This is a genomic window from Ruegeria sp. F5 (genome assembly GCF_056533845.1).
In genome coordinates, this window is the sequence record NZ_JBQFOU010000002.1 from 226,438 (window position 1) to 247,136 (window position 20,699).

At 60.3% G+C, this 20,699-nt stretch carries 17 protein-coding genes; 5 read left to right on the plus strand and 12 right to left on the minus strand.

The genetic code is table 11. From position 1 onward, the window contains the following. Positions 1 to 50 precede the first annotated feature (50 nt). Positions 51 to 1,178, minus strand: coding sequence for a peptide chain release factor 2 (prfB, locus tag ACR0K1_RS03510; RefSeq protein ID WP_480613827.1), 1,128 nt, complete (start codon positions 1,176 to 1,178; stop codon positions 51 to 53). Between the two features lie 77 nt (positions 1,179 to 1,255). Here prfB and ACR0K1_RS03515 point away from each other — a divergent pair, with 77 nt between their 5' ends. Further along, positions 1,256 to 2,089: an aminoglycoside phosphotransferase family protein gene (locus ACR0K1_RS03515; RefSeq protein ID WP_480613825.1), complete on the plus strand. Its 834-nt coding sequence runs from the start codon at positions 1,256 to 1,258 to the stop codon at positions 2,087 to 2,089. Here ACR0K1_RS03515 and ACR0K1_RS03520 read toward each other — a convergent pair. From ACR0K1_RS03520 to ACR0K1_RS03530, 3 genes are all read right to left on the minus strand, one after another. Beyond that, positions 2,083 to 4,572, minus strand: a complete 2,490-nt coding sequence (locus tag ACR0K1_RS03520) for a penicillin-binding protein 1A (RefSeq protein WP_480613824.1) — start codon at positions 4,570 to 4,572, stop codon at positions 2,083 to 2,085. The two genes, ACR0K1_RS03515 and ACR0K1_RS03520, sit on opposite strands and share 7 nt — an antisense overlap. A gap of 94 nt (positions 4,573 to 4,666) precedes the next feature. Next, entirely contained in the window at positions 4,667 to 5,887 is a 1,221-nt protein-coding gene (locus ACR0K1_RS03525; protein ID WP_480848785.1) for an N-acetylmuramoyl-L-alanine amidase, read from the minus strand. A gap of 66 nt (positions 5,888 to 5,953) precedes the next feature. Further along, a complete protein-coding gene (locus ACR0K1_RS03530) occupies positions 5,954 to 7,117 on the minus strand; it encodes a pyridoxal phosphate-dependent aminotransferase (protein WP_480613820.1) in 1,164 nt (387 codons plus the stop codon). Between ACR0K1_RS03530 and ACR0K1_RS03535 the strand changes: the two genes are divergently transcribed. Beyond that, the gene (locus tag ACR0K1_RS03535) at positions 7,116 to 8,498 is read left to right on the plus strand and encodes a M48 family metalloprotease (protein WP_480613818.1); all 1,383 of its coding nucleotides are present in this window, start codon (positions 7,116 to 7,118) and stop codon (positions 8,496 to 8,498) included. The two genes, ACR0K1_RS03530 and ACR0K1_RS03535, sit on opposite strands and share 2 nt — an antisense overlap. Continuing rightward, positions 8,495 to 9,253 (plus strand): DsbA family protein, encoded by a 759-nt coding sequence (locus tag ACR0K1_RS03540; RefSeq protein WP_480613816.1) that lies wholly within the window; start codon positions 8,495 to 8,497, stop codon positions 9,251 to 9,253. The genes ACR0K1_RS03535 and ACR0K1_RS03540 overlap by 4 nt, the downstream gene beginning before the upstream one ends. Before the next feature lie 28 nt (positions 9,254 to 9,281). On the opposite strand, the gene ACR0K1_RS03545 is transcribed toward ACR0K1_RS03540, so the two are convergent. From ACR0K1_RS03545 to hemA, 4 genes are all read right to left on the minus strand, one after another. Beyond that, on the minus strand, positions 9,282 to 9,848 hold the full coding sequence (locus ACR0K1_RS03545; protein WP_480613814.1) for a hypothetical protein: 567 nt from the start codon (positions 9,846 to 9,848) through the stop codon (positions 9,282 to 9,284). Between the two features lie 82 nt (positions 9,849 to 9,930). Next, positions 9,931 to 11,052: a flavodoxin-dependent (E)-4-hydroxy-3-methylbut-2-enyl-diphosphate synthase gene (gene ispG / locus ACR0K1_RS03550; protein ID WP_480613812.1), complete on the minus strand. Its 1,122-nt coding sequence runs from the start codon at positions 11,050 to 11,052 to the stop codon at positions 9,931 to 9,933. 71 nt (positions 11,053 to 11,123) lie between these two features. Then, complete coding sequence (locus ACR0K1_RS03555; protein ID WP_480613810.1) at positions 11,124 to 12,332, minus strand: helix-turn-helix domain-containing protein; 1,209 nt, start codon at positions 12,330 to 12,332, stop codon at positions 11,124 to 11,126. A 129-nt stretch (positions 12,333 to 12,461) separates the two neighbouring features. Further along, positions 12,462 to 13,685 (minus strand): 5-aminolevulinate synthase, encoded by a 1,224-nt coding sequence (gene hemA, locus ACR0K1_RS03560; protein ID WP_480613808.1) that lies wholly within the window; start codon positions 13,683 to 13,685, stop codon positions 12,462 to 12,464. A gap of 331 nt (positions 13,686 to 14,016) precedes the next feature. On the opposite strand from hemA, the gene ACR0K1_RS03565 reads away from it, so the two are divergent. After that, positions 14,017 to 15,402 (plus strand): dipeptidase, encoded by a 1,386-nt coding sequence (locus tag ACR0K1_RS03565; protein ID WP_480613806.1) that lies wholly within the window; start codon positions 14,017 to 14,019, stop codon positions 15,400 to 15,402. Between the two features lie 138 nt (positions 15,403 to 15,540). Here ACR0K1_RS03565 and lpdA read toward each other — a convergent pair whose 3' ends face one another. Then, complete coding sequence (gene lpdA / locus ACR0K1_RS03570) at positions 15,541 to 16,935, minus strand: dihydrolipoyl dehydrogenase (RefSeq protein WP_480613804.1); 1,395 nt, start codon at positions 16,933 to 16,935, stop codon at positions 15,541 to 15,543. A gap of 214 nt (positions 16,936 to 17,149) precedes the next feature. On the opposite strand from lpdA, the gene ACR0K1_RS03575 reads away from it, so the two are divergent. Further along, positions 17,150 to 17,584 (plus strand): hypothetical protein, encoded by a 435-nt coding sequence (locus ACR0K1_RS03575; protein ID WP_480613802.1) that lies wholly within the window; start codon positions 17,150 to 17,152, stop codon positions 17,582 to 17,584. Here the strand turns inward: ACR0K1_RS03575 and ACR0K1_RS03580 are convergent. From ACR0K1_RS03580 to queA, 3 genes are all read right to left on the minus strand, one after another. Further along, entirely contained in the window at positions 17,581 to 18,159 is a 579-nt protein-coding gene (locus tag ACR0K1_RS03580) for a DUF924 family protein (RefSeq protein ID WP_480613800.1), read from the minus strand. The genes ACR0K1_RS03575 and ACR0K1_RS03580 overlap by 4 nt on opposite strands. A gap of 108 nt (positions 18,160 to 18,267) precedes the next feature. Next, positions 18,268 to 19,539 (minus strand): MFS transporter, encoded by a 1,272-nt coding sequence (locus ACR0K1_RS03585; protein WP_480613799.1) that lies wholly within the window; start codon positions 19,537 to 19,539, stop codon positions 18,268 to 18,270. A gap of 112 nt (positions 19,540 to 19,651) precedes the next feature. Then, positions 19,652 to 20,698: a tRNA preQ1(34) S-adenosylmethionine ribosyltransferase-isomerase QueA gene (gene queA / locus ACR0K1_RS03590; RefSeq protein ID WP_480848791.1), complete on the minus strand. Its 1,047-nt coding sequence runs from the start codon at positions 20,696 to 20,698 to the stop codon at positions 19,652 to 19,654. Position 20,699 lies beyond the last annotated feature (1 nt).

A 20,699-nucleotide genomic window follows, 5' to 3' on the forward strand; every position in this document is an offset into this window, starting at 1 on the left:
AAACCTGCCGTTCAGATGTATTTTTACCCAAACCGCAGCGTTGATCAGGCTTACCCGTCGCCCTGCGCCTCGGACCGGCTTTTGCCTGCCACGTTCAGCGCCAGCGTCGCGGCCATGAAGCCGTCCAGATCACCGTCCAGAACCCCTTTGGTGTCCGAGGTTTCGTGGTTCGTCCGCAGGTCCTTCACCATCTGGTAGGGCTGCAACACGTAGGATCGGATCTGGTTGCCCCAGCCCGCATCGCCCTTGGCCTCATGCGCGGCGTTGATATCCGCATTGCGGCGGTCGAGTTCCTGCTGGTAGAGCCGCGATTTCAGCGCCTTCATTGCGATATCACGGTTCTGGTGCTGCGACTTTTCGGAACTGGTCACAACGATGCCCGTAGGAATATGCGTGATCCGCACCGCCGAGTCCGTGGTGTTCACGTGCTGACCGCCCGCGCCCGAGGACCGGTAGGTATCGATGCGGATATCCGCCGGGTTGACCTCGATCTCGATATTGTCGTCCACCACCGGATAGACCCAGACCGAACTGAACGAGGTATGCCGCTTGGCCGCCGAGTCATAGGGCGAGATGCGCACCAGCCGGTGCACGCCGCTTTCCGATTTCAGCCAGCCATAGGCGTTATGCCCGGAAATCTTGTAGGCGGCAGACTTGATCCCCGCCTCTTCCCCTGCCGTCTCGGACTGCAACTCGACGGTATAGCCCTTTTTCTCGGCCCAGCGCACATACATCCGTGCCAGCATCGATGCCCAATCGCAGCTTTCGGTCCCGCCTGCGCCCGAGTTGATCTCGAGGAAGGTGTCATTGCTGTCGGCTTCACCATCCAGCAGCGCTTCAAGCTCTTTCTTGGCGGCTTTGGCTTTCAGGGTCTTGATGGCAGCTTCGGCGTCCTGGACGACCTCTTCATCCTCTTCCATCTCACCCAGTTCGATCAGTTCGATATTGTCGCTCAGATCGGTCTTGATGGATTCGTAGGTCTCGATGGCGTCCACCAGCATCTGACGCTCGCGCATCAGTTTCTGGGCGTTTTCGGGGCTGTCCCACAGGTTCGGATCCTCGACGCGCGCGTTGAATTCCTCAAGCCGATGCGGCGCGGTTTCATAGTCCATGCGCTGCGCCAGCAGCTCCAGCGACTTTTCGATTTCCGCCACGATGTTCTGGGTTTCGGCGCGCATGGTCTTGTCCCAACTTGCTCAATCAGGCCTGCGTGATAGCAAGAGGCGCAGGCCACCACAAGACAGGCGAGACGCGAATGCAGAACCCTCCGCAGCAGATTCTGGATCAATGGGGTTTGACCTTGCCAATCGGCGTGGCCGACACCGGAGCGGCGCTCGTATGGAAGGTCATCCAGGCCGACGAGTCTGCTGCTGCGTTGAAACTGTATCGCAATCCTGATCGTGGCAACGAGGCGCCGGGCACGGCGTTGTTGACGGCATGGCAAGACCGAGGTGCCGTTCGGATCATTGCGGAGGTCGACAACGCTGTACTGATGGAGTGGCTGACCGGGCCCTCGCTGGGAGACATCGCGAGACGTGGTCAGGTGGACAACGCCACGCAGATGCTTGCGGAAACGGCGCATCAGTTGCACCGGCATCCACCGGTTCAATGCTCAGGATTAAAGCCTTTGGGTGATGTGTTTGCGCCCCTGTTCGATTGTACGTTCGCCGACAGTTGCCATACCGCTTTGGAAAGGGACATGCAGCGCGCAATGGCTTTGGCACAAGACCTGCTGGACACTCAGACAACGCTTGCACCGCTGCATGGGGATTTGCATCCCGACAATGTCATCCTGACGCTGGATGGTCCTCGTGTGATTGATGCCAAAGGGTATCTGGGCGACCCCGCCTTCGAACTGGCCAACGCGTTGCGTCATCCCAAGGGCATGCCCGACGTAGTGCGCCAAAGGCGGCAAATTGAGACCTGCCTGACCCTCTATGCAAACGCGATGGAACTGCCGCGCGCACGGCTTGCCAATTGGGCGGCAGCGAAATGCGCCTTGTCGATTTTCTGGAGGTCAAACGGCCTGGTCACCCACGATGACGAGGCCGATTTGCTGAACCTGTTCCTGAAAGCCGCAGGTCAGTAAAGCCCACCGGTCGTCACATCGCCCTGTGTGGCTTTCGGCCCGACAATGACGGTCTGACCGGTCGAGGTTTGCACCTGAACACCGGCGCGCTGCACCTCTTCGAACAAGGGCAGGTCCGAGCCGATGGCAAAGCCGCCGTCATAGACCCGATCGATGAACCCATCGACGCCGTCGCGGAAGTATTCAGCCACCACGTATTCGCCGCTGGCATCTGCGGGCAGACGCGCGCCGCTGAAACGATCGATCTTGATGAAGTGACCACCCGGAGGCACTTCGAACGGGCCGCCGCCATATTTCTCGACCGCTTTTTCCATGAAGCTCTGGAACACCGGGCCGCACATGGTGCCGCCGTAAGCCCCGCGCCCCATTGGACGGGGGCGGTCATAGCCGATGTAACACCCGGCAACGATGTTGGATGTGAAGCCGATAAACCACGCGTCCTTGGATTCGTTGGTCGTTCCGGTTTTACCGGCGGTCGGCACCGGCAGGTTCACATGACGGGACGCCGTGCCCCGATCCACAACGCCTTTCATCATCGAGGTCAGCTGATACGCGGTGATCGCGTCCATGACCTGGCTGCGGTTGGTCTCGATAGTGGGCGACTCATCCGGTTCCAGCCAGCTGGAATTACAATCCAGACACTGCCGGTCGTCATGACGGTAGATCGTTTTGCCGAACCGGTCCTGAATGCGGTCGACCAGAGTGGGTTCGACCCGCTCACCGCCATTGGCAAACATCGCGTAGGCGGCGACCATCTTGTAGAGCGTGGTTTCTTCGGACCCCAACGAGTTCGCCAGAAATGCGCCCATGCGGTCGTACACACCGAACCGTTCCGCGTATCCGGCGACAACCGGCATCGTGACCTCCTGCGCCAGACGGATGGTCATCAGGTTCCGCGATTGCTCGATCCCGGTGCGCAACGGCGTCGGGCCGTAGAACTTGTTGGATGAGTTCTTGGGCCGCCACAGGCCTTGTGGCGTGTTCACCTCGATCGGGGCATCCACAACAATGGTGGCGGGGCTATAGCCACTGTCCAGCGCGGCGGCGTAGACGAAGGGTTTGAAACTTGAACCGGGCTGGCGCTGCGCCTGCGTGGCGCGGTTGAATACGGTGTCCTGGTACGAGAACCCACCCTGCATTGCCAGAACGCGGCCCGAGTTCACGTCCATTGCGACAAAGCCGCCCTGCACTTCGGGCACCTGACGGGCGGACCACTGGCCCTCTTCCCCGGCCATGACAAGGATCACGTCGCCGCGTTTGAAATTGGCTGCGAAATCGCCCTGCATCCACTTGATGTCCGAACGCGGGATGATGCCGTCGGCGGGGCCGTCCTCGACCCCGACGGTCAGGGACTGATCGGCCACGTTCAGCACCACGGCAGGATACCATTGGGTCGGCAGCACCACATCGCGCGGGATTTCGATGATGGACAGCGCTTCGCGCCATTGCGCTTCATCTGACAGTTTTTCTTCGGCGATGACCTCGCCCGTGCCACGCCATTTGCCACGCGACAGGTCGTATTTCTGTAGCGCCTCGCGCAACGCGCGCGCCGCTTCGACCTGCATTTCTTCGTCGACCGAGGCGCGGACGGTGAAGCCGCCGGTAAAGAATTCACCCTCGCCGAAATCTTCGCTCAGCTGGCGGCGGATTTCGTCGGTAAAATAGTCACGCGGCGGCAAGGCGGTGCGGAAGCTTTCGAAATCACCGTTCTGGACAGAGCGCAGGGGCATCTCGACCTCGGTGTCATAGGTAGCCTGATTGATATAGCCGTTCTGACGCATCTCGCGCAGCACGTAGTTGCGGCGATCCAGCAAGCGCTGTTTCTGCCGAACCGGGTGGTAGTCCGAAGGTGCCTTGGGCATCGCGGCCAGCATCGCCGCTTCGTGCGGGGCCAGTTCCTGCAGCGTCTTGTTGAAATAGGTCTGGGCAGCGGCGGTCACGCCATAGGAGTTCTGGCCCAGAAAAATCTCGTTCATATAAAGTTCGAGGATCTGTTCCTTGTCCAACGTATCCTCAAGCCGTGTCGCAAGGATGATCTCCTTGATCTTGCGCTCGGCCCGGCGGTCACCGGACAGCAGGAAGTTTTTCATCACCTGCTGCGTGATGGTTGAGGCCCCGCGCACGGTCTCACCTTTGGTCCGCACGGCCTCAACCCCGGCGGCGATGATACCGCGCGGATCATAGCCCTGATGTGTATAGAAATTCTTGTCTTCCGCCGAGATGAACGCCTGTTTCACCAGATCGGGGATTTCCTCGGACGGCGTGAACAGGCGGCGTTCCTGTGCGAATTCGTCGATCAGTTGCCCTTCGCCTGAATAAATCCGGCTGATGGTCGGCGGCTTGTACTGCGCCAGCGATTCATGGCTGGGCAGGTCACGGCCATACATCCAGAACACCGCACCGATCACCAGTGCAGCCATAAAAATACCCAAAGTCACGAGGCTGAAGATCGCCCCGAAAATCGAAAGAATGAACCGGATCACGTTACTGCCTTTTTCTCGCGCTGCCGCCTATATAGGGATGCACCGCCCGAGGGTCAAAACCACAAGCGCATTCTAGCCGTTTTGGACGCCCGGGTCACTGACCAATGAGGGATTGCCTGATCACATCCTGCTGGTGCCAGTCCTCGAGCCCCTGATAGATGCCCTTTGCCATCCTGGCGCGCCATTCCGGATTTTTCAGGTTTTTCAAGTCTCTGGGGCTGGAAAGAAACCCAAGCTCAACAAGTACCGAGGGGATATCCGCCGCCTTGAGCACCGAAAAGGATGCCGTGCGCAAGGGTTTGCTGTTCATGGGTCCGCCCTGTTGCGCCATGCCGTTCGCCAAAGCCTGTGCCAGCGCGTTGGTGCGGGGTTTGGTTTCCTGCCGTGCCATGTCCAGCAGAACATCGGCCACCTGATCGTCGGCCCCGTTCAGATCGATGCCTGAAATCAGGTCGCCCCGGTCATGCCGTTCCGCCAGTTTTACACTGGCCACATCCGATGCGTCGGCGGACAGAGTATAGACCGCTGCACCATGTGCCTGCCCTTCAGAGAGTGAATCGGCATGCAGCGAAATGAACACATCCGCCCCGGCCCGATGCGCCAGCGCGATGCGGCGTTCCAGCGAGACGAACTGATCTTCGACGCGGGTCAGGATCACCTCGTAACCGCCTGACCGCAATAGCAGTTCCCGCAGCTCGCGCGCGAAAACCAGCATCATGGTCTTTTCGTCGATCCCGCCAAACTCGGCCCCCGGATCGATACCGCCGTGGCCCGGGTCCAGCATAACGCGCAGGGGGCGGTCTGCACGGCGTGGGGCCTCACCCTCGATCACAGCCGGTTCCGGCAAATCCCACCCGGGGTTGCGCGGCGCACCGGCCGCAGCGTTGAAGGCGTCGAAATAAGTACCTTTCAGATGCAGGGACAGCAGCGCTGCGCCCGAGCTTTCGTCGATCCGCAATTCCGCCGTATCCACTGCCATCGGCGCACCCAGTTCCAGCACCAGACGCGACCAGCCCGGCACATACGCTCCGAACTGCACACCGCTGATGCGCTTGGACTGCAGAAAGTCGTCGCGGGTCAGGCCGGTCCAGTCGACCTCCTGAAAATCCAGAACCATCCGGTAGGGATCGCGCAGGGTGAAGATGCGGTATGGCACGCCCTGGCTTAAACTCAGGTCCACGCGGACACCGGTTTGCCCGGTATCCACAATCCGGCTGTCCTTGGGCTGAACACGCGCCAACGCGCTGATATCCTGCGCAACGGCAGCACCAGCCAGCGCCCAGATCAGCGCAATGCAAAAGAGTATCCTGCTCATGGCCTCAAGTTTACCCGAGATCGTTTGCGCGCCAGCCTATCCCATCGGGGCGCGTTTGTGAACGGCTCAGGCCTGTTCCGTGACTGCCCCGCGTTCCGCCATGAAGATACGCAACCGGTCCAGCCCCTGCTGAATGTCAGCGGTGGCGCGGGCGTAGGAAAAGCGCAGCGTCCTGTGGCCGCGCTGAGGGTCGAAGTCCAGCCCCGGCGTCACAGCGACCCCGGCCTTGTCCAAGATCTCGGCCGCAAAGGCGCGGCTGTCATCGGTCAGGTCCGACACGTCGGCATAGACATAAAACGCCCCGTCAGGAGGCGCGATATTGGTGAATCCGGCCTTGGGCAGACCGTCCAGCATCAATGCACGGTTTCGGCGGTAGACGTCCAGATTGGCCTGCAACTCATCCTCGCAGTCCATCGCCGCCAGGGCCGCGACCTGACTGGCATGCGGCGCGCAGATGAACATGTTTTGCGCGATGCGCTCGACCACGCGCACCTGATCCTCGGGCACCACCATCCAGCCCACGCGCCAGCCAGTCATCGAGAAATACTTGGAGAACGAGTTGATCACGTAGCACTCATCCGTCAGTTCCAGCGCGGTGACGGCTTTGGCCTCATATTCCAGCCCGTGATAGATTTCGTCGCTGATGAAGGATGCGCCCTGCCCCTGCGCCGCGTCGATCAGAGACGACATCGCCGCATGATCCAGCATGGTGCCGGTGGGGTTAGCGGGCGAGGCAACCATAAGCCCCTGCAAGTCCAACCCGGCGAAATCGGTCGGAACCGGCTGCAGCCGGTTTTCCGGCGCGGTCGGCAGATCGACCGGAACCAGACCGAGCGCTTTCAAAATCTGACGGTACGAGGGGTAGCCCGGCGCACCGATCCCGACCCGATCTCCGCTGTCGAACAGTGCCGTGAAAGCCAGCAGAAAACCGCCCGAGGATCCGGGCGTGATCACCACCCGGTCAGGATTCAGATCGACGTTGTACCATTCGCCATACATCCGGGCGATGCGTTGGCGCAATGCGGGCAAACCAAGCGCCACGGTATAGCCCAGCGGGCCGTGTTCCATTGCGCTTGCCAAGGCCTCGGTCGCGCCTTTGGGGGCACCGGTTCCGGGCTGGCCGACCTCCATATGGATGACATGTCGCCCGGCCTCTTCCGCTTTGCGCGCGGCCTCCATCACATCCATCACAATGAAAGGATCGACCCCGGACCGGGTTGAGTTTCTCATGCCCATCTCCCATGTTTCTGACATGGCTTTTGAACGCGTATCCCGGCTGGCGTCAATCCCGGCCCTGATGCTGGCTGCGGTGATGTGGCTGGCAGCCGCCGCGCAAAGCCATGCACAAGGCCTGATCCGGGACCCAGATATCGAACACGGGCTGCGCGAACTGGCCTTTCCGGTGCTGCGCGCCGCTGGGCTGAACACCAACCGGGTTCGCATCCTTGTGGTCAATGACAGCACCTTCAACGCCTTCGTCATCGATTACAACGCCATCTATCTGAATTACGGGCTGATTCTGACGGTGGACAGCCCCGACATGCTGCAGGCCGTGATCGCGCATGAAGCCGCGCATATCGCCAACGGCCATCTGGCCCGGCGCGCCGAGAACCTGAAAGCTGCGAAGCGCAAGGCGGGTTTGGGAACGGCCCTTGCCTTGATCGCCGGTGCCGCCGGTGGCGGAGAGGCCGCCGCAGGCATCGCTGCGGGCACGCAATCCGCCGCCCTGCGCAGTTTTCTGGGACACACGCGCGCCGAGGAATCTGCCGCCGACCGCAGCGCCGCCGGTTATCTGCGATGGGCGGGCATTTCGCCCAGCGGCATGGTCAAACTGCACCGGAAGTTTGCGGGTCAGGAACTGCTGAGCCCGGCCAATCAGGACCCCTATATGCGCTCGCACCCCACCAGCCGCGAACGCTTGCGCGCTGCCGAAACCTTTCTGGATCAGTTCGGCGACAAGGCGCAGCCCAATGCCAATGCCGATTATTGGTTTGCGCGGGTCAAGGGCAAACTCTCGGCATTTCTGCGCTCGCCCGCCTGGACCCTGCGCCGGTCACATGAGGAAACCGATTACGACATCCGCATGATGCGCGAGGCCTCGGCCCATCACCAGAACCGCGATCTGGCCCGTGCCCGCGCCGCGATTGACGAGGCACTGGCAATGCGCCCCGACGATCCTTTCTACTATGATCTGAAAGGGCAAATCCTGCTGGAAAACAGACAGTTGTCCGAGGCTGTTGCAGCATACAGCCAGGCCGTGGACATGGCCCCCAATGACTCTCTGATCCTCGCCGGGTATGGCCGCGCCTTGCTGGCGCATGGCAAGACGAACGAAGCCCTGCAAGCCCTTGAAAAAGCACGCGCTCGGGACTATCGCGACGTCCGGCTGATGCGCGATCTGGGTGCGGCTTACGCCAAGGTTGGCAATAACGGGATGGCCTCGACCGTCACCGCAGAACGATACGCTTTGCAAGGCAAGCTCGCCGACGCAGGCATTCACGCAAAACGGGCCATTGGGCAGTTGCCCGAAGGCTCACCGGGTTGGCAAAGGGCGCAGGATGTGTTGATTGCTTCACAACGCGCCGAAAAGGAAAAAAGGAAACGGAAATGATCCTCAGACATGCAGCACCCGCCCTTCTGGGGCTTTCCATGCTCACCAGTCCTGCACAGGCGCTGGACCTGAACGCCATGAGCCAGGCCGAGAAAGACGAATTCGGCGCGCAGGTCCGTGAATACCTGCTGGAAAACCCCGAGGTGATCATCGAGGCGATCAATATTCTGGAACAACGCAACGCCGCCGCCGAAGCGCTGGCCGACAAGGAACTGGTCGCAGCAAATGCCGACGAGCTGTTCGACGATGGCTATAGCTGGGTCGGCGGCAACCCCGAGGGCGATATCACGCTGGTCGAGTTCATGGACTATCGCTGCGGCTATTGCCGCCGCGCCGTGCCCGAGGTGACCAGCCTACTGGCCGAAGACGGCAACATCCGCCTTGTGATCAAGGAGTTCCCGATTCTGGGCGAAGCGTCGGTCCTGTCCTCGCGGTTTGCGGTCGCAACCAAACATGTGGCCGGGGGCGATGCCTACAAGCAGGTGCATGACGCATTGCTGGAGTTCAGTGGAGAACCCTCCGAAGTCACCCTGCGCCGTATCTCGGACGGTCTGGGGCTGGACAGCGACGCGATCATTGCCGCGATGGACAGCGATAAAGTGACCGAGGAAATCGCCCAGACCCGCGCGCTGGCGCAACGGATGCAGATCACCGGCACGCCATCCTTCGTGCTGGGCACCGAAATGCTGCGGGGGTTCCTGCCAGCAGAGCAGATGCAGCAGATTGCCGATGGAGTTCGGGCTGAACAGGGGTGATTGGAGCGTTTTTTGAACGCGCCTTACCCTAGTACGGGTAGGGCGCGTTGCACTTCAAAGATACGAACCACTCAGGCGTTCCATCTCTGCTGAAACGCGTCGCAGACACTGGCTGCCCTTTGATTCCCGCTGGTATGACATCGCGACCTTGCCGGGTACTTTCGGCAAGAATGGCATTCAGATCCTCGGGTTTCGTGTAACGGCGTATCCCGGTGTTTTCGGTAATCGGCCCCGACCTGCAATAAGTTGCTCTCGCAATCTGCTTGGCCAAACCCAGCGCCGCAGCTTTATCCTGTCCGTCCCGCAAAGATACCGCCACGCGCGAAGCGAGTTGCGGGTCAGCGTTGATGATCGTCGACTTTCGTGACGGATTGCCCTGTCCGCCCGGTCCGATCCGCACCCGGGCCAGCGTGTTCGTCCCGCTTTCATTATACCCCGAAACATGAACAGACAGATATCCCAGCTGTGTTCCGGCTGTTGGCTGCGGCACCGGAACACTCACAAAACCCGGTCTGTTATCATATTCGCTTGAAGGACTGGTGCATGCCGTCAGAAGCACCGTAGCGACCAACGCCGCCGAAAACTTAAAATGCAAGGGAATCGCTCCGAAAACTGATTTTGTTCAGCCAGTTCTGGAACGGAAATTCGACCGAATGAAGGCATTCCGGAATGGTGAGTTACTCCGCCGCCTCTGCAGCAGCATCCAGTTCAGCCGCCTTCTTCTCGACCTGCTCGACGATGTGATCGATCATCTGTTCATTCGACATCTTGTGGCTGGCCTTGCCCGCCAGATAGACCATCCCCGACCCGGCCCCGCCGCCGGTGAAGCCCACGTCGGTCATCAACGCCTCACCCGGTCCGTTCACGACGCAGCCGATGATCGACAGGGACATGGGCGTCTTGATGTGTTCCAGCCGGTGTTCCAGCGCCTCGACCGTCTTGATCACGTCGAACCCCTGACGCGCGCAGGAGGGGCAGGAGATGATGTTGACGCCACGATGCCGCAGGCCGAGGGATTTGAGGATCTCAAACCCGACCTTGACCTCTTCCACCGGATCGGCGGACAGGCTTACGCGGATCGTGTCGCCGATGCCCATCCACAGCAGATTGCCCAGACCGATGGCCGATTTGATGGTGCCGCTGACCAGCCCGCCGGCCTCTGTAATGCCAAGATGGATCGGCGCGTCGGTGGCTTCGGCAATGCCCTGATAAGCGGCAGCCGACAGGAAGACGTCGCTGGCCTTGACGCTGATCTTGAAGTTGTGGAAATCGTTGTCCTCAAGAATGCGGATATGTTCCAGCCCGCTTTCGACCATCGCCTCGGGGCATGGCTCGCCGTATTTTTCAAGCAGATGCTTTTCCAAAGAGCCCGCGTTCACCCCGATACGGATCGAACAATTGTGGTCGCGCGCCGCCTTGATGACCTCTTTCACCCGTTTCTCATCACCGATATTGCCCGGATTGATCCGCAGACAGGCAGCCCCAGCCTCGGCCGCTTCGATCCCGCGACGGTAGTGGAAATGGATGTCGGCCACGATCGGCACCGGGCTTTCGCGCACGATCTCTTTCAGCGCTTTTGACGAGGCTTCATCCGGAACCGAGACGCGGACGATATCCGCGCCAGCCTCGGCTGCGGCCTGAACCTGAGCCACGGTTGCTGCTACGTCGGTGGTCAGGGTGTTGGTCATGGTCTGCACGGCAATGGGCGCATCCCCGCCAACTGGCACGGTCCCGACCATGATCTGACGGGATTTGCGGCGATAGATATCGCGCCATGGACGTACGTGATTAAGGGACATGAGGACCGGTCCGCGTCTGCCTGGGTTGCGCCTTTAGATAGTCCGGCAACCCGTGCTCCGCAATGGCTAGATCACTCGGCAGGCTCTTCTGTCGCCTGCGACTGAAGCTCGGCCACGACTTGTTTCAGCGCGCTGTTCTGTTCGGCTTCCAGATCGGCAACCGCATAGGTTTCGGCCACTGATTCCTTCGACAGAACAACGCCCTTGGCGACCGTTCCCGGCGCGCCCACGGGACCAAAATGTTCACCGTTCATCGAGAAGAACACAGATCCGGATGCGCCAGCGCGCAGTTGCGGGGGTTCTTCGGTCAGGGGGACTTCGAACACGTTGCCTTGCTCAATCGTTCCCAGCGTGCCTTCGAAGATCACGCTGCCATCGGCGGCAGTGACCCGCATCCATGCCGGATTGACGGCCACGATCTTGAGGGTCGTATCGATCTGCTCGACCACCTGCGGCAGCGCCGGTCTTTCGACCGTATGCACCTCGGCCAGTTCGGCCTTTGGCAGTTCCGGCGGGCGGAAGGTGCCAACATTGCGCGGATCAAGGGTCGAGATCGGGGCGTCGCGGGCAACCAGGACCGGAACGTCCAGCGCCTGCGGGCGATAAAGGCGATCCAGCGCCTCTGCCGTCGGGGCAGCCGCTGTTTCGACCGTGTCGCTGTTGTTACGCGCTGCGTCCAGCGGGTCGAGATCGGCCAGCACCACGGGCGCCTGCTCAACCGGGCTGACCTGCACCTGCTGAATCCGGTTCAGAACCGACCAGCCGCCATAGCCAATCCCGCCGATCAGCATCAGCAGCACCAGCGAGGAACCGATGGCGCGAGGTTCGATCTGGCTGACCAAAGACTCGCGGCCCGGAACGAACGGCGTATTCGGAGAGATAAACGGATCATGCCCCATCGGACCGCGCGCCGGGGTGCCGCCCAGGGGTTTGCGCACCACCGAGGCCTCGGCCGACATGCCATGAGCGACCTCGAACCCGCTTTCCTTGCAGAAGGCGGCAAAGGTTTCGTCCGGGTTCATGCCCAGATAGCGGGCGTAGGAACGCACATACCCGGCGATGAAGCCGGGTGTGTCGAATGCATCGGGGTCAGCGTTTTCGATGGCGGCGATGTAGGTGGCCTTGATCCGCAATTCGCGCTGCACGTCCAGAAGCGACTTGCCCATGGTGGCGCGTTCACCGCGCATCATATCGCCAAGCCGAACCTCATAGTCGTCATAACCTTTCGGTCTGACATCCGTGTCCTCTTCGGAATCGCGCTGAGATCTGCGCCCAATCATTCCTGCCGCCCCATTTTGCCTGTCGCGCGTTTCGCGCTAACGGCGAATCATTCCCTTAACGATTCGTCCGTTGTTTTTGTTAGCGTAAGCTTAACATGCGACAAACCAGTTGCACACTTAACCGTGACGTTAGCCTGCAAGTTCGGCGCGATTTAGCGCACAATGTGACCAAAGTTCGTCCATCGCCTGCACCAGACGGTTCATTTCGTCGGGTCCATGCACCGGGGATGGGGTAAAGCGCAGACGCTCGGTTCCGCGCGGGACGGTCGGGAAATTGATCGGCTGCACATAAATGCCATAGTCGTCCAGCAGCATGTCGCTGAGTTTCTTCGTGTGGACAGGGTTGCCCACGATGACCGGAACGATGTGGCTGCCGTGATCGATCAGCGGCAAACCCATCCCCTTCAGCCGCAGCTTGAGGATCTTTGCCTGGGTCTGATGCTGCTCGCGCAGTTCGGGCGCACGCTTGAGATGCGCGACCGAGGCCGCAGCACCAGCAGCAATCGCCGGCGGCAGCGACGTGGTGAAGATGAACCCCGGCGCATAGGACCGCACCGCGTCGCACATCTTGGCGCTGGCCGCGATGTATCCACCCATAACGCCATAGGCCTTGGCCAGCGTCCCGTTGATGATGTCGATCCGATGGGCCAGACGGTCCCGCTCGGTCACGCCACCACCGCGGGGGCCGTACATGCCAACCGCGTGGACCTCATCAATATAGGTCAGGGCACCGAATTCATCGGCCAGATCGCAAATCTCTTCGATCGGGCCGAAATCGCCATCCATCGAATACACCGACTCGAACGCAATCAGCTTGGGCGCGGCGGCATCGTCAGCCTCGAGCAATTCGCGCAGATGGGCGACGTCGTTGTGGCGGAAGATGCGCTTGGCCCCGCCATTGCGGCGCACGCCTTCGATCATCGAGGCATGGTTCAGCGAGTCGGAATAGATGATCAGGCCAGGGAACAGCTTGGGCAGCGTGCTGAGCGTTGCGTCATTGGCGATGTAAGCGCTGGTGAACAGCAAGGCGGATTCTTTGCCGTGCAGATCGGCCAGTTCCGCCTCAAGCCGCTTGTGATAGACCGTTGTGCCCGAGATGTTGCGCGTGCCGCCCGATCCGGCACCGGCCGCATCAACCGCGTCATGCATCGCTTCCAGGACAACCGGGTGCTGCCCCATGCCCAGATAGTCATTGCCGCACCAGACGGTGATGTTCTGCTGCGAGCCATCAGGGCGGGTCCGTACCGCGTGGGGGAAATGCCCGTTGCGGCGTTCGATATCGATAAAGGTCCGGTAACGTCCTTCGTCATGCAGCCTGGCAATCGCTGTATCGAGCTGAGCAGTATAGTCCACCGGACCCTCCTTGACTGCCCGGCGCGGATTTCCACCCCGGACAAAATTCCACCGCTTTAACAGAGTGCTCTGTTCAGGCGGCTATTTTGCGTTCGTATGCTTCAACTCACTACAGCCGAACCGCAGAACCCAACTTTGATTTGCATCAAATATAAGTTTGGTCCCTCTCCGACAAGCAAAGTTACGGCCTTCAAGCGCGAGGAAACGACGCAGGCGCTATATCCAGCATCGGCAGGTTTCCGATATTAGACGAATTTCAACGCCTTGCCCACTGGACGGCAAGTATAACCCTGTTAGGTTCCCGCAAACACCACCAAAGCAGGAGCCCGCCATGTCCTTGGACGCCGTGCTGAGCCGGATCGACGACGATCTGCAAACTTCAATTGACCGTTTGATGGAGCTGTTGCGCATCCCGTCCATCTCAACCGATCCGGCTTATAAAGAACAGGTCGATCAGGCCGCCGACTGGCTGGTTGCCGATCTGCAGAGCATCGGTATCGCCGCCGAGAAACGGGAAACACCCGGACACCCGATGGTCGTTGGCCATGTTGGGGAAGGCGGAAACGGGCCGCATGTGCTGTTCTATGGCCACTACGATGTCCAGCCGGTGGACCCGCTGAACCTGTGGAACCGCGACCCGTTCGACCCGGCGATCGAAGAAACGGAACACGGCCCGGTGATCCGGGCGCGCGGTGCCTCTGACGACAAAGGGCAGTTGATGACGTTTGTCGAGGCATGCCGCGCCTGGAAAGCGGTCCACGGCACCCTGCCCTGCCGCATCACCTTTTTCTTTGAAGGGGAAGAGGAATCGGGCTCTCCGTCGCTGGTGCCGTTCCTCAAGGAAAACGCTGCCGAACTGAAGGCCGACCTCGCGCTGGTCTGTGACACATCGATGGTGTCGCGCGGGGTGCCGTCCATCGCCTCGCAACTCAGGGGGATGCTGAAGGATGAGTTCACTATTGTCGGCCCCCGTATCGACCTGCATTCCGGCCACTATGGCGGCCCCGGCCTGAACCCGCTGCGGGAATTGTCGAAGATCGTCGCATCGTTCTATGACGAGGAAACCGGGCGGGTGGCCGTCGAAGGATTCTACGAAGGCGTCCACGAGGTTCCGGCTGAGCTGTTGCGCCAATGGGAAGGCTGCGGGTTTGATGAGGCCGAGTACCTGAACTCGGTCGGATACACGCAGGCCCACGGCGAAAAGGGCTATTCCACCCTCGAACAGCAATGGGCGCGCCCGACGCTGGAAGTGAACGGGCTTTGGGGCGGCTACAACGGCGCAGGTTCGAAAACGGTGATCCCGTCCGAGGCCCACTGCAAAATCACCTGCCGTCTGGTGGGCGACATGGACCCTGACGCGCTGCGCGACAAAATCCGCAAGCACGTCCAGGATCGCCTGTCCCCTGATGCGAAGGTTGTGTGGGACAACGATCTTGAAGGGTCCCCGGCCTCGGTCATGAACCTGGATCGACCTGAGTTTGAAACCGCCCGTGGCGCGCTGTCAGACGAATGGGACCGCGAGGCCGTGTTTACGGGCATGGGTGGATCAATCCCCGTCGTCGGCTATTTCAACACGGTGCTCGGGCTGGATTCGATGCTGGTCGGATTTGCCAATGAAGACGACGCTATTCATTCGCCGAACGAGAAATACGACGTGAAAAGCTTTCACAAAGGCATCCGGTCCTGGGCCCGGATATTGGAAGCGCTCAGCAAATAACTCAGGGATTTTGCGAGGCTCTGCCTCGCGCTCCGGGATATTTTCAGCCAGATGAAGAACGGATCCCCTGCTTCATCTGGCCCATAAATATCCCGGGGGAGTCGCGGCTTGCCGCGGCGGGGGCAGAGCCCCCTATCCCTACATGTGGATTACGCGACCGTAAGCATCCAGCACGCTTTCGTGCATCATCTCCGACAGAGTCGGGTGCGGGAAGACGGTGTTCATCAGGTCTTCTTCCGTGGTCTCCAACTGGCGGCCGACGACATAGCCCTGGATCAGTTCCGTCACTTCAGCGCCGATCATGTGCGCGCCCAGAAGTTCTCCGGTCTTGGCGTCGAACACGGTCTTGATCAGACCTTCGGGTTCGCCCAGAGCAATGGCCTTGCCATTGCCGATGAAGGGGAAGCGCCCGACCTTGATGTCATAGCCAAGCTCTTTGGCCTTCGCTTCGGAATATCCAACCGATGCAACTTGTGGCTGGCAATAGGTGCAGCCTGCGATGCTTTCGGGTTTCACCGGATGCGCGTGCTTGCCGGCGATCAGGTCGGCGACCATGACGCCCTCGTGGCTGGCCTTGTGCGCCAACCAGGGCGCACCCGCGATATCGCCGATGGCATAGAGGCCATCGACCCCGGTTCGGCAATATTCATCGGTCACAACATGGGTCCGGTCGATTTTCACACCCAGCGCTTCCAGCCCCAGGTTTTCGACATTGCCGACGATGCCAACCGCCGAGATCACGGTGTCAAACTCGTGTTTCTCGACTTTGCCCTTGACCTCGATATGCGCTGTCACTTTGCCCTTGGCGCGGTCAAGCTGCTTGACCATCGCCTTTTCCATGATCTTCATGCCCTGCTTGGTAAAGGCCTTTTTGGCGAGCGCGCTGATCTCGGCGTCTTCCACCGGCAGAACGCGGTCCATGACCTCGACAACGGTCGTATCCGCGCCCAGCGTGTTGTAGAAGCTGGCGAATTCGATGCCGATTGCGCCCGAACCGATGACCAGCAGTTTCTTGGGCATGCGGGGCGGCTGCAGCGCGTGTTTGTAGGTCCAGACCAAATCACCGTCTGCCTCAAGACCCGGCAGTTCGCGCGCCCGCGCACCGGTTGCTAGGACAATGTTCTTCGCAGTCAGATCCTCGGTGCCCTTGTCGGTCTTGACGCTGACCTTGCCTTTGGCGGGAATGGATGCCTCACCCATCACCACGGTGACTTTGTTCTTCTTGAGCAGATGCCCGATACCACCCGACAATTGCCCCGCAACCCCGCGTGAGCGTTTGACGACCGCATCCAGATCGTAGCCAACCTTGTCTGCCTTGAGGCCGAAATCCTTGGCACGTTCCATAAGGTGAAACACCTCGGAAGAGCGCAGTAGCGCCTTGGTGGGGATACAGCCCCAGTTCAGGCAGATGCCGCCCAGATGCTCACGCTCAACCACTGCGGTTTTCAACCCCAGTTGCGCACCGCGGATTGCGGCGACATAGCCCCCCGGCCCGGCGCCAATTACGATCAGATCAAAAGATTGTGCAGCCATGTGTCCCTCTCGGCGCAGGTCGATAGAAATTTAGTTTACCATTAAACTAATTTTCGCAACGCATCAACACACCGCCCCGCGACAAAAGCGACGCAGGGTCAATTTGGTCGAATTGTGCGGTTTTCAGCCTATACCCGAGGGGGCGCAATAGCTAGAAAAGAAGAGGTTGAACCCTGCACACGTTCTTAATTCCAAGATATTCGAAAGGCTTACCATGGCCAAAACGCTCAAAGATCTTTTGCTTGCCCTGCTGAACGCGACGCTGATTTTGGTGGCACTTTGCCTGTTTCTGGGTTGGAAACTGGCCTCGACCGTCAACGGGATCACATCAGAATTTGCCGAGAACCTGCAGATCGTGACCCCCTTGCGCGATCAGGCGCAGGACCTGCGCGGCGAGCTAGCGAGCCTACGCAGTGAACTGGCGGAGCTGCGGACTGACGGCGGCGCGCTGGATGAGGCGGCGGCGCAGCGCCTTGGTCAGACGCTGGGCAGATTGGAACAGATCGAAGAAAAGCTGCAATCCGTTCAAACCCGGTTTGCGGACATGGCGGACTCGCCCGAGCTGTTGATTGATCAGGCAATCAGCACCTCGGCCGACGTTATCGCCGACCAGGTGAACGAAATCCGAGGTTGCGTGCCCGAGGCCTAACCGGCGGCCTGCAACTCGCGCACCGTTGCGCCATAGCCGCCCATGCTGACATAGGCTGCCTCATGCTCGGTCGTGGCGCGGGACAGGGCCTCATTCCGGTACGGGAAGCGCCCGAACTTGCGGATCACTTCGCGATGCGCCCTTGCATGCAGCAGATTGCGCGAATTGTCCTTGCTCATGTTCTCGCACATCAAACGCACGCAGCGTTCCTGATCGCACAGGTTTTCCGAATGCATCAGCGGCAGGTAGAAGAACTGCCGTGCCGGTTCGTCGATCTTCAGATCCCAGCCCTTGTCGATGGCGCATTTCGCTGCCGCCAGCGCCGCGCGGTCGGTTGCAAAGGCCTTGGCCTCGCCCCGGAACATGTTGCGCGGAAACTGATCCATCAGGATGATGTACGCCAAAGCGCCGCTTGGATAAGTCAGCCAGAGCGAAAATTTGCCCCCATTCGCTGCTTTCCATGTCTCAAAGAAACGATCCCGGATGTCGGCGTCCATCGCCTCATCCTGCAGATACCAACCCTTGGGACCAACCTCATCTAACCAATAACTCAATACACTTTCAGGACCAACCATGCCCTAAACTCCGTCTTGCACCCTCCCCAGGGACGTAACTTTATTTAAGTCCGTTTTACAGAACTGTTACAGTAACATATTGCAACACTGGCGACATAATCTCGTGTCCTAGGCAACATCTTGCGTATCCTGGTCCGCCTCGGCGGCTTCTATAGCGACTTCCTGTGCCACCTCGAGCGCAACAGGTGAAGCAGTTGGATACAATGTGGACATTGTGCCGGTTTCGTCCACGGGAATCGCGGCACGCTGAGTCGTGCGGTAGAGCGCATAGGTGGCCATCGCGAACAAAAGCAATGCGATAAACAGGAAAAAGCCCGGCGGTCCAAAGACCGTATCGCCCATCAGCCAGCCTGTGATCAGCGGCCCGGCAATCGCCCCCAGCCCATTGATGAACAGCAACCCGCCCGAGGCTGCGGCCATGTCTTCGGGTTCCAGAAAGTCATTCGCGTGAGCGATGAGAAGAGAGTAAAGCGGGTTCGACATGCCACCGATGATGAAGGCCGCAGCCAGCAGGATCGGGAACGCGATGCCAAACATCATACCCGCAATTGCGCCACATCCCCCCGTTGCGGCGACAAGTAGGATCAGGAACCGGCGGTCCATTCGGTCCGAGAACCAGCCCAGAGGGTATTGCAGCACGATGGCCCCGATGTAGAACGCGGCGACAAAGGTCGAGATTTCGACCAGCGACAGACCGGCCCGGGCGCCGTAGACCGACGCCATGCCAAACTGAGCCGAGAAAACGCCCCCCAACAGGAACATGCCCACGCAGCCCAGCGGTGACTTTCCCATCAGCTCGCGCAGGGTCATCGCCTTGGTGGTATCGAAAGCGGGCGTGGGCGAAATCGACAGCAGGATGGGCGCAAACGACACCGAAACCAGTATCGACGCGATTACGAACGTTTCATACCCCGCCGGATCACCGGCCAGCACCAGCGCCTGCGCCCCGATAATGCCGGACATCTGAACGATCATGTAAAGCGACAGCGCCTGGCCCCTGTTTTCATTGCTCGCGGCGTTGTTCAGCCAGCTTTCCGCAGTGACATACACGCCCGAGAAACAGAACCCGATCACGACCCGGCCCAGAACCCAGGCAACCGGGTCGGTCAGCATCGGGTACATGATCATGACCGCTGAAATGAATGAGGCCAGCGCCGCGAACACGCGCACATGACCAACACGGCGGATCATCTCGGGCGCCAAACGCGAGCCGCCCAGGAACCCCACAAAGTAGGCAGACATGACAAATGACATCTGCAGGGTCGAGAAGCCTTCGATCTCGCCGCGCACACCAAGAATCGTGCCCTGAAGGCCGTTTCCGACCATCAGCAGCCCCATGCCAAGCAAAAGAGCCCACGCGCTGGACAGGACCTGAATCATTGGGGCCTCCGAAGTAATGCCGATCTGTATTGGGGTCCGTTTTGCGATCAAAACCCGCCCTGGTCGCGCTTGTCTACGACATTCCCGAAAAATGATGCCCGGAACGCGCCCTTCACGGGATTAAAAGCGACGCGTCACCGTAGGAAAAGAAACGATATTTCTGACGGGTGGCATGGTCGTAGACGTCCCGCATCCGGTCCTGCCCCATCAGGGCCGAGACCAGCATCAGCAGGGTGGATTTCGGCAGATGGAAATTGGTCATCAGCGCGTCTGTCACCTGAAACTGAAAACCGGGATAGATGAAGATGTCGGTCTCACCTTCCCACGGTTCGATCCGGCCGCCGCGTGCCGCGCTTTCGATCAGGCGCAGCGCTGTGGTTCCGACCGGGATGATCCGCCCGCCCGCCGCTTTGGTGGACCGGATCTCTTCGGCGGCGGTGGCGCTGACCCTGCCCCATTCCGCATGCATTTTATGTGTGGTCACGTCCTCGACCTTCACGGGCAGGAACGTGCCCGCCCCGACATGCAGGGTGACATGGCTGATATGTACCCCGCGATCCGCCAGCGCCTGCATCAGCGGTTCATCAAAATGCAAAGATGCCGTGGGGGCTGCAACCGCGCCCGAGTTGCGCGCCCAGATGGTCTGATAGTCGGTCTTGTCTTGTTCATCCGCTGGTCGCTTGGCCGCGATATAGGGCGGCAATGGCATCGCGCCCGCCTGTTCCAGCGCCGTGTCGAAATCTTCGCCGGTCAGGTTGAACCGCAGGCAAGCCTGCCCGTCTTCCACCCGCTCGAGCGTGGCGCTCAGGTCGTCCGAGAAAACGATGCGCTCTCCTGGCTTGATCTTTTTTAGCGGCTTGATCAGGGCCGCCCATGTGCCATCGGCCTGCGGATCCAGCAAAGTGGCCTCGATCGCGGCGGAAACCGGCCCCTGCGCGCTGTCCCGATGACGCCGCCCCTTCAGGCGCGCGGGGATCACCCGCGTGTCGTTCAACACCAGCCGGTCGCCCGGCTGCAGCCATTGCGGCAGGTCGAACGCGTGGCTGTCAGTGATCGTGTCCCCCTGCGCCACCAGCAGCCGCGCGGACGAGCGCGGGTTGGCAGGACGGGTGGCGATCAGGTCTTCGGGCAGGTGGAAATCAAAGTCGCTCAGTTTCATG

Coding starts and splice junctions, on each gene's coding strand:
- ispG (WP_480613812.1), bottom strand. CDS start 11,052: ATGTCCCTTAATCACGTACGTCCATGGCGCGATATCTATCGCCGCAAA.
- ACR0K1_RS03565 (WP_480613806.1), top strand. CDS start 14,017: ATGTCCTTGGACGCCGTGCTGAGCCGGATCGACGACGATCTGCAAACT.
- ACR0K1_RS03555 (WP_480613810.1), bottom strand. CDS start 12,332: ATGATTGGGCGCAGATCTCAGCGCGATTCCGAAGAGGACACGGATGTC.
- ACR0K1_RS03575 (WP_480613802.1), top strand. CDS start 17,150: ATGGCCAAAACGCTCAAAGATCTTTTGCTTGCCCTGCTGAACGCGACG.
- queA (WP_480848791.1), bottom strand. CDS start 20,698: ATGAAACTGAGCGACTTTGATTTCCACCTGCCCGAAGACCTGATCGCC.
- ACR0K1_RS03580 (WP_480613800.1), bottom strand. CDS start 18,159: ATGGTTGGTCCTGAAAGTGTATTGAGTTATTGGTTAGATGAGGTTGGT.
- ACR0K1_RS03540 (WP_480613816.1), top strand. CDS start 8,495: ATGATCCTCAGACATGCAGCACCCGCCCTTCTGGGGCTTTCCATGCTC.
- ACR0K1_RS03530 (WP_480613820.1), bottom strand. CDS start 7,117: ATGAGAAACTCAACCCGGTCCGGGGTCGATCCTTTCATTGTGATGGAT.
- ACR0K1_RS03585 (WP_480613799.1), bottom strand. CDS start 19,539: ATGATTCAGGTCCTGTCCAGCGCGTGGGCTCTTTTGCTTGGCATGGGG.
- ACR0K1_RS03525 (WP_480848785.1), bottom strand. CDS start 5,887: ATGAGCAGGATACTCTTTTGCATTGCGCTGATCTGGGCGCTGGCTGGT.
- prfB (WP_480613827.1), bottom strand. CDS start 1,178: ATGCGCGCCGAAACCCAGAACATCGTGGCGGAAATCGAAAAGTCGCTG.
- ACR0K1_RS03515 (WP_480613825.1), top strand. CDS start 1,256: ATGCAGAACCCTCCGCAGCAGATTCTGGATCAATGGGGTTTGACCTTG.
- lpdA (WP_480613804.1), bottom strand. CDS start 16,935: ATGGCTGCACAATCTTTTGATCTGATCGTAATTGGCGCCGGGCCGGGG.
- ACR0K1_RS03535 (WP_480613818.1), top strand. CDS start 7,116: ATGCCCATCTCCCATGTTTCTGACATGGCTTTTGAACGCGTATCCCGG.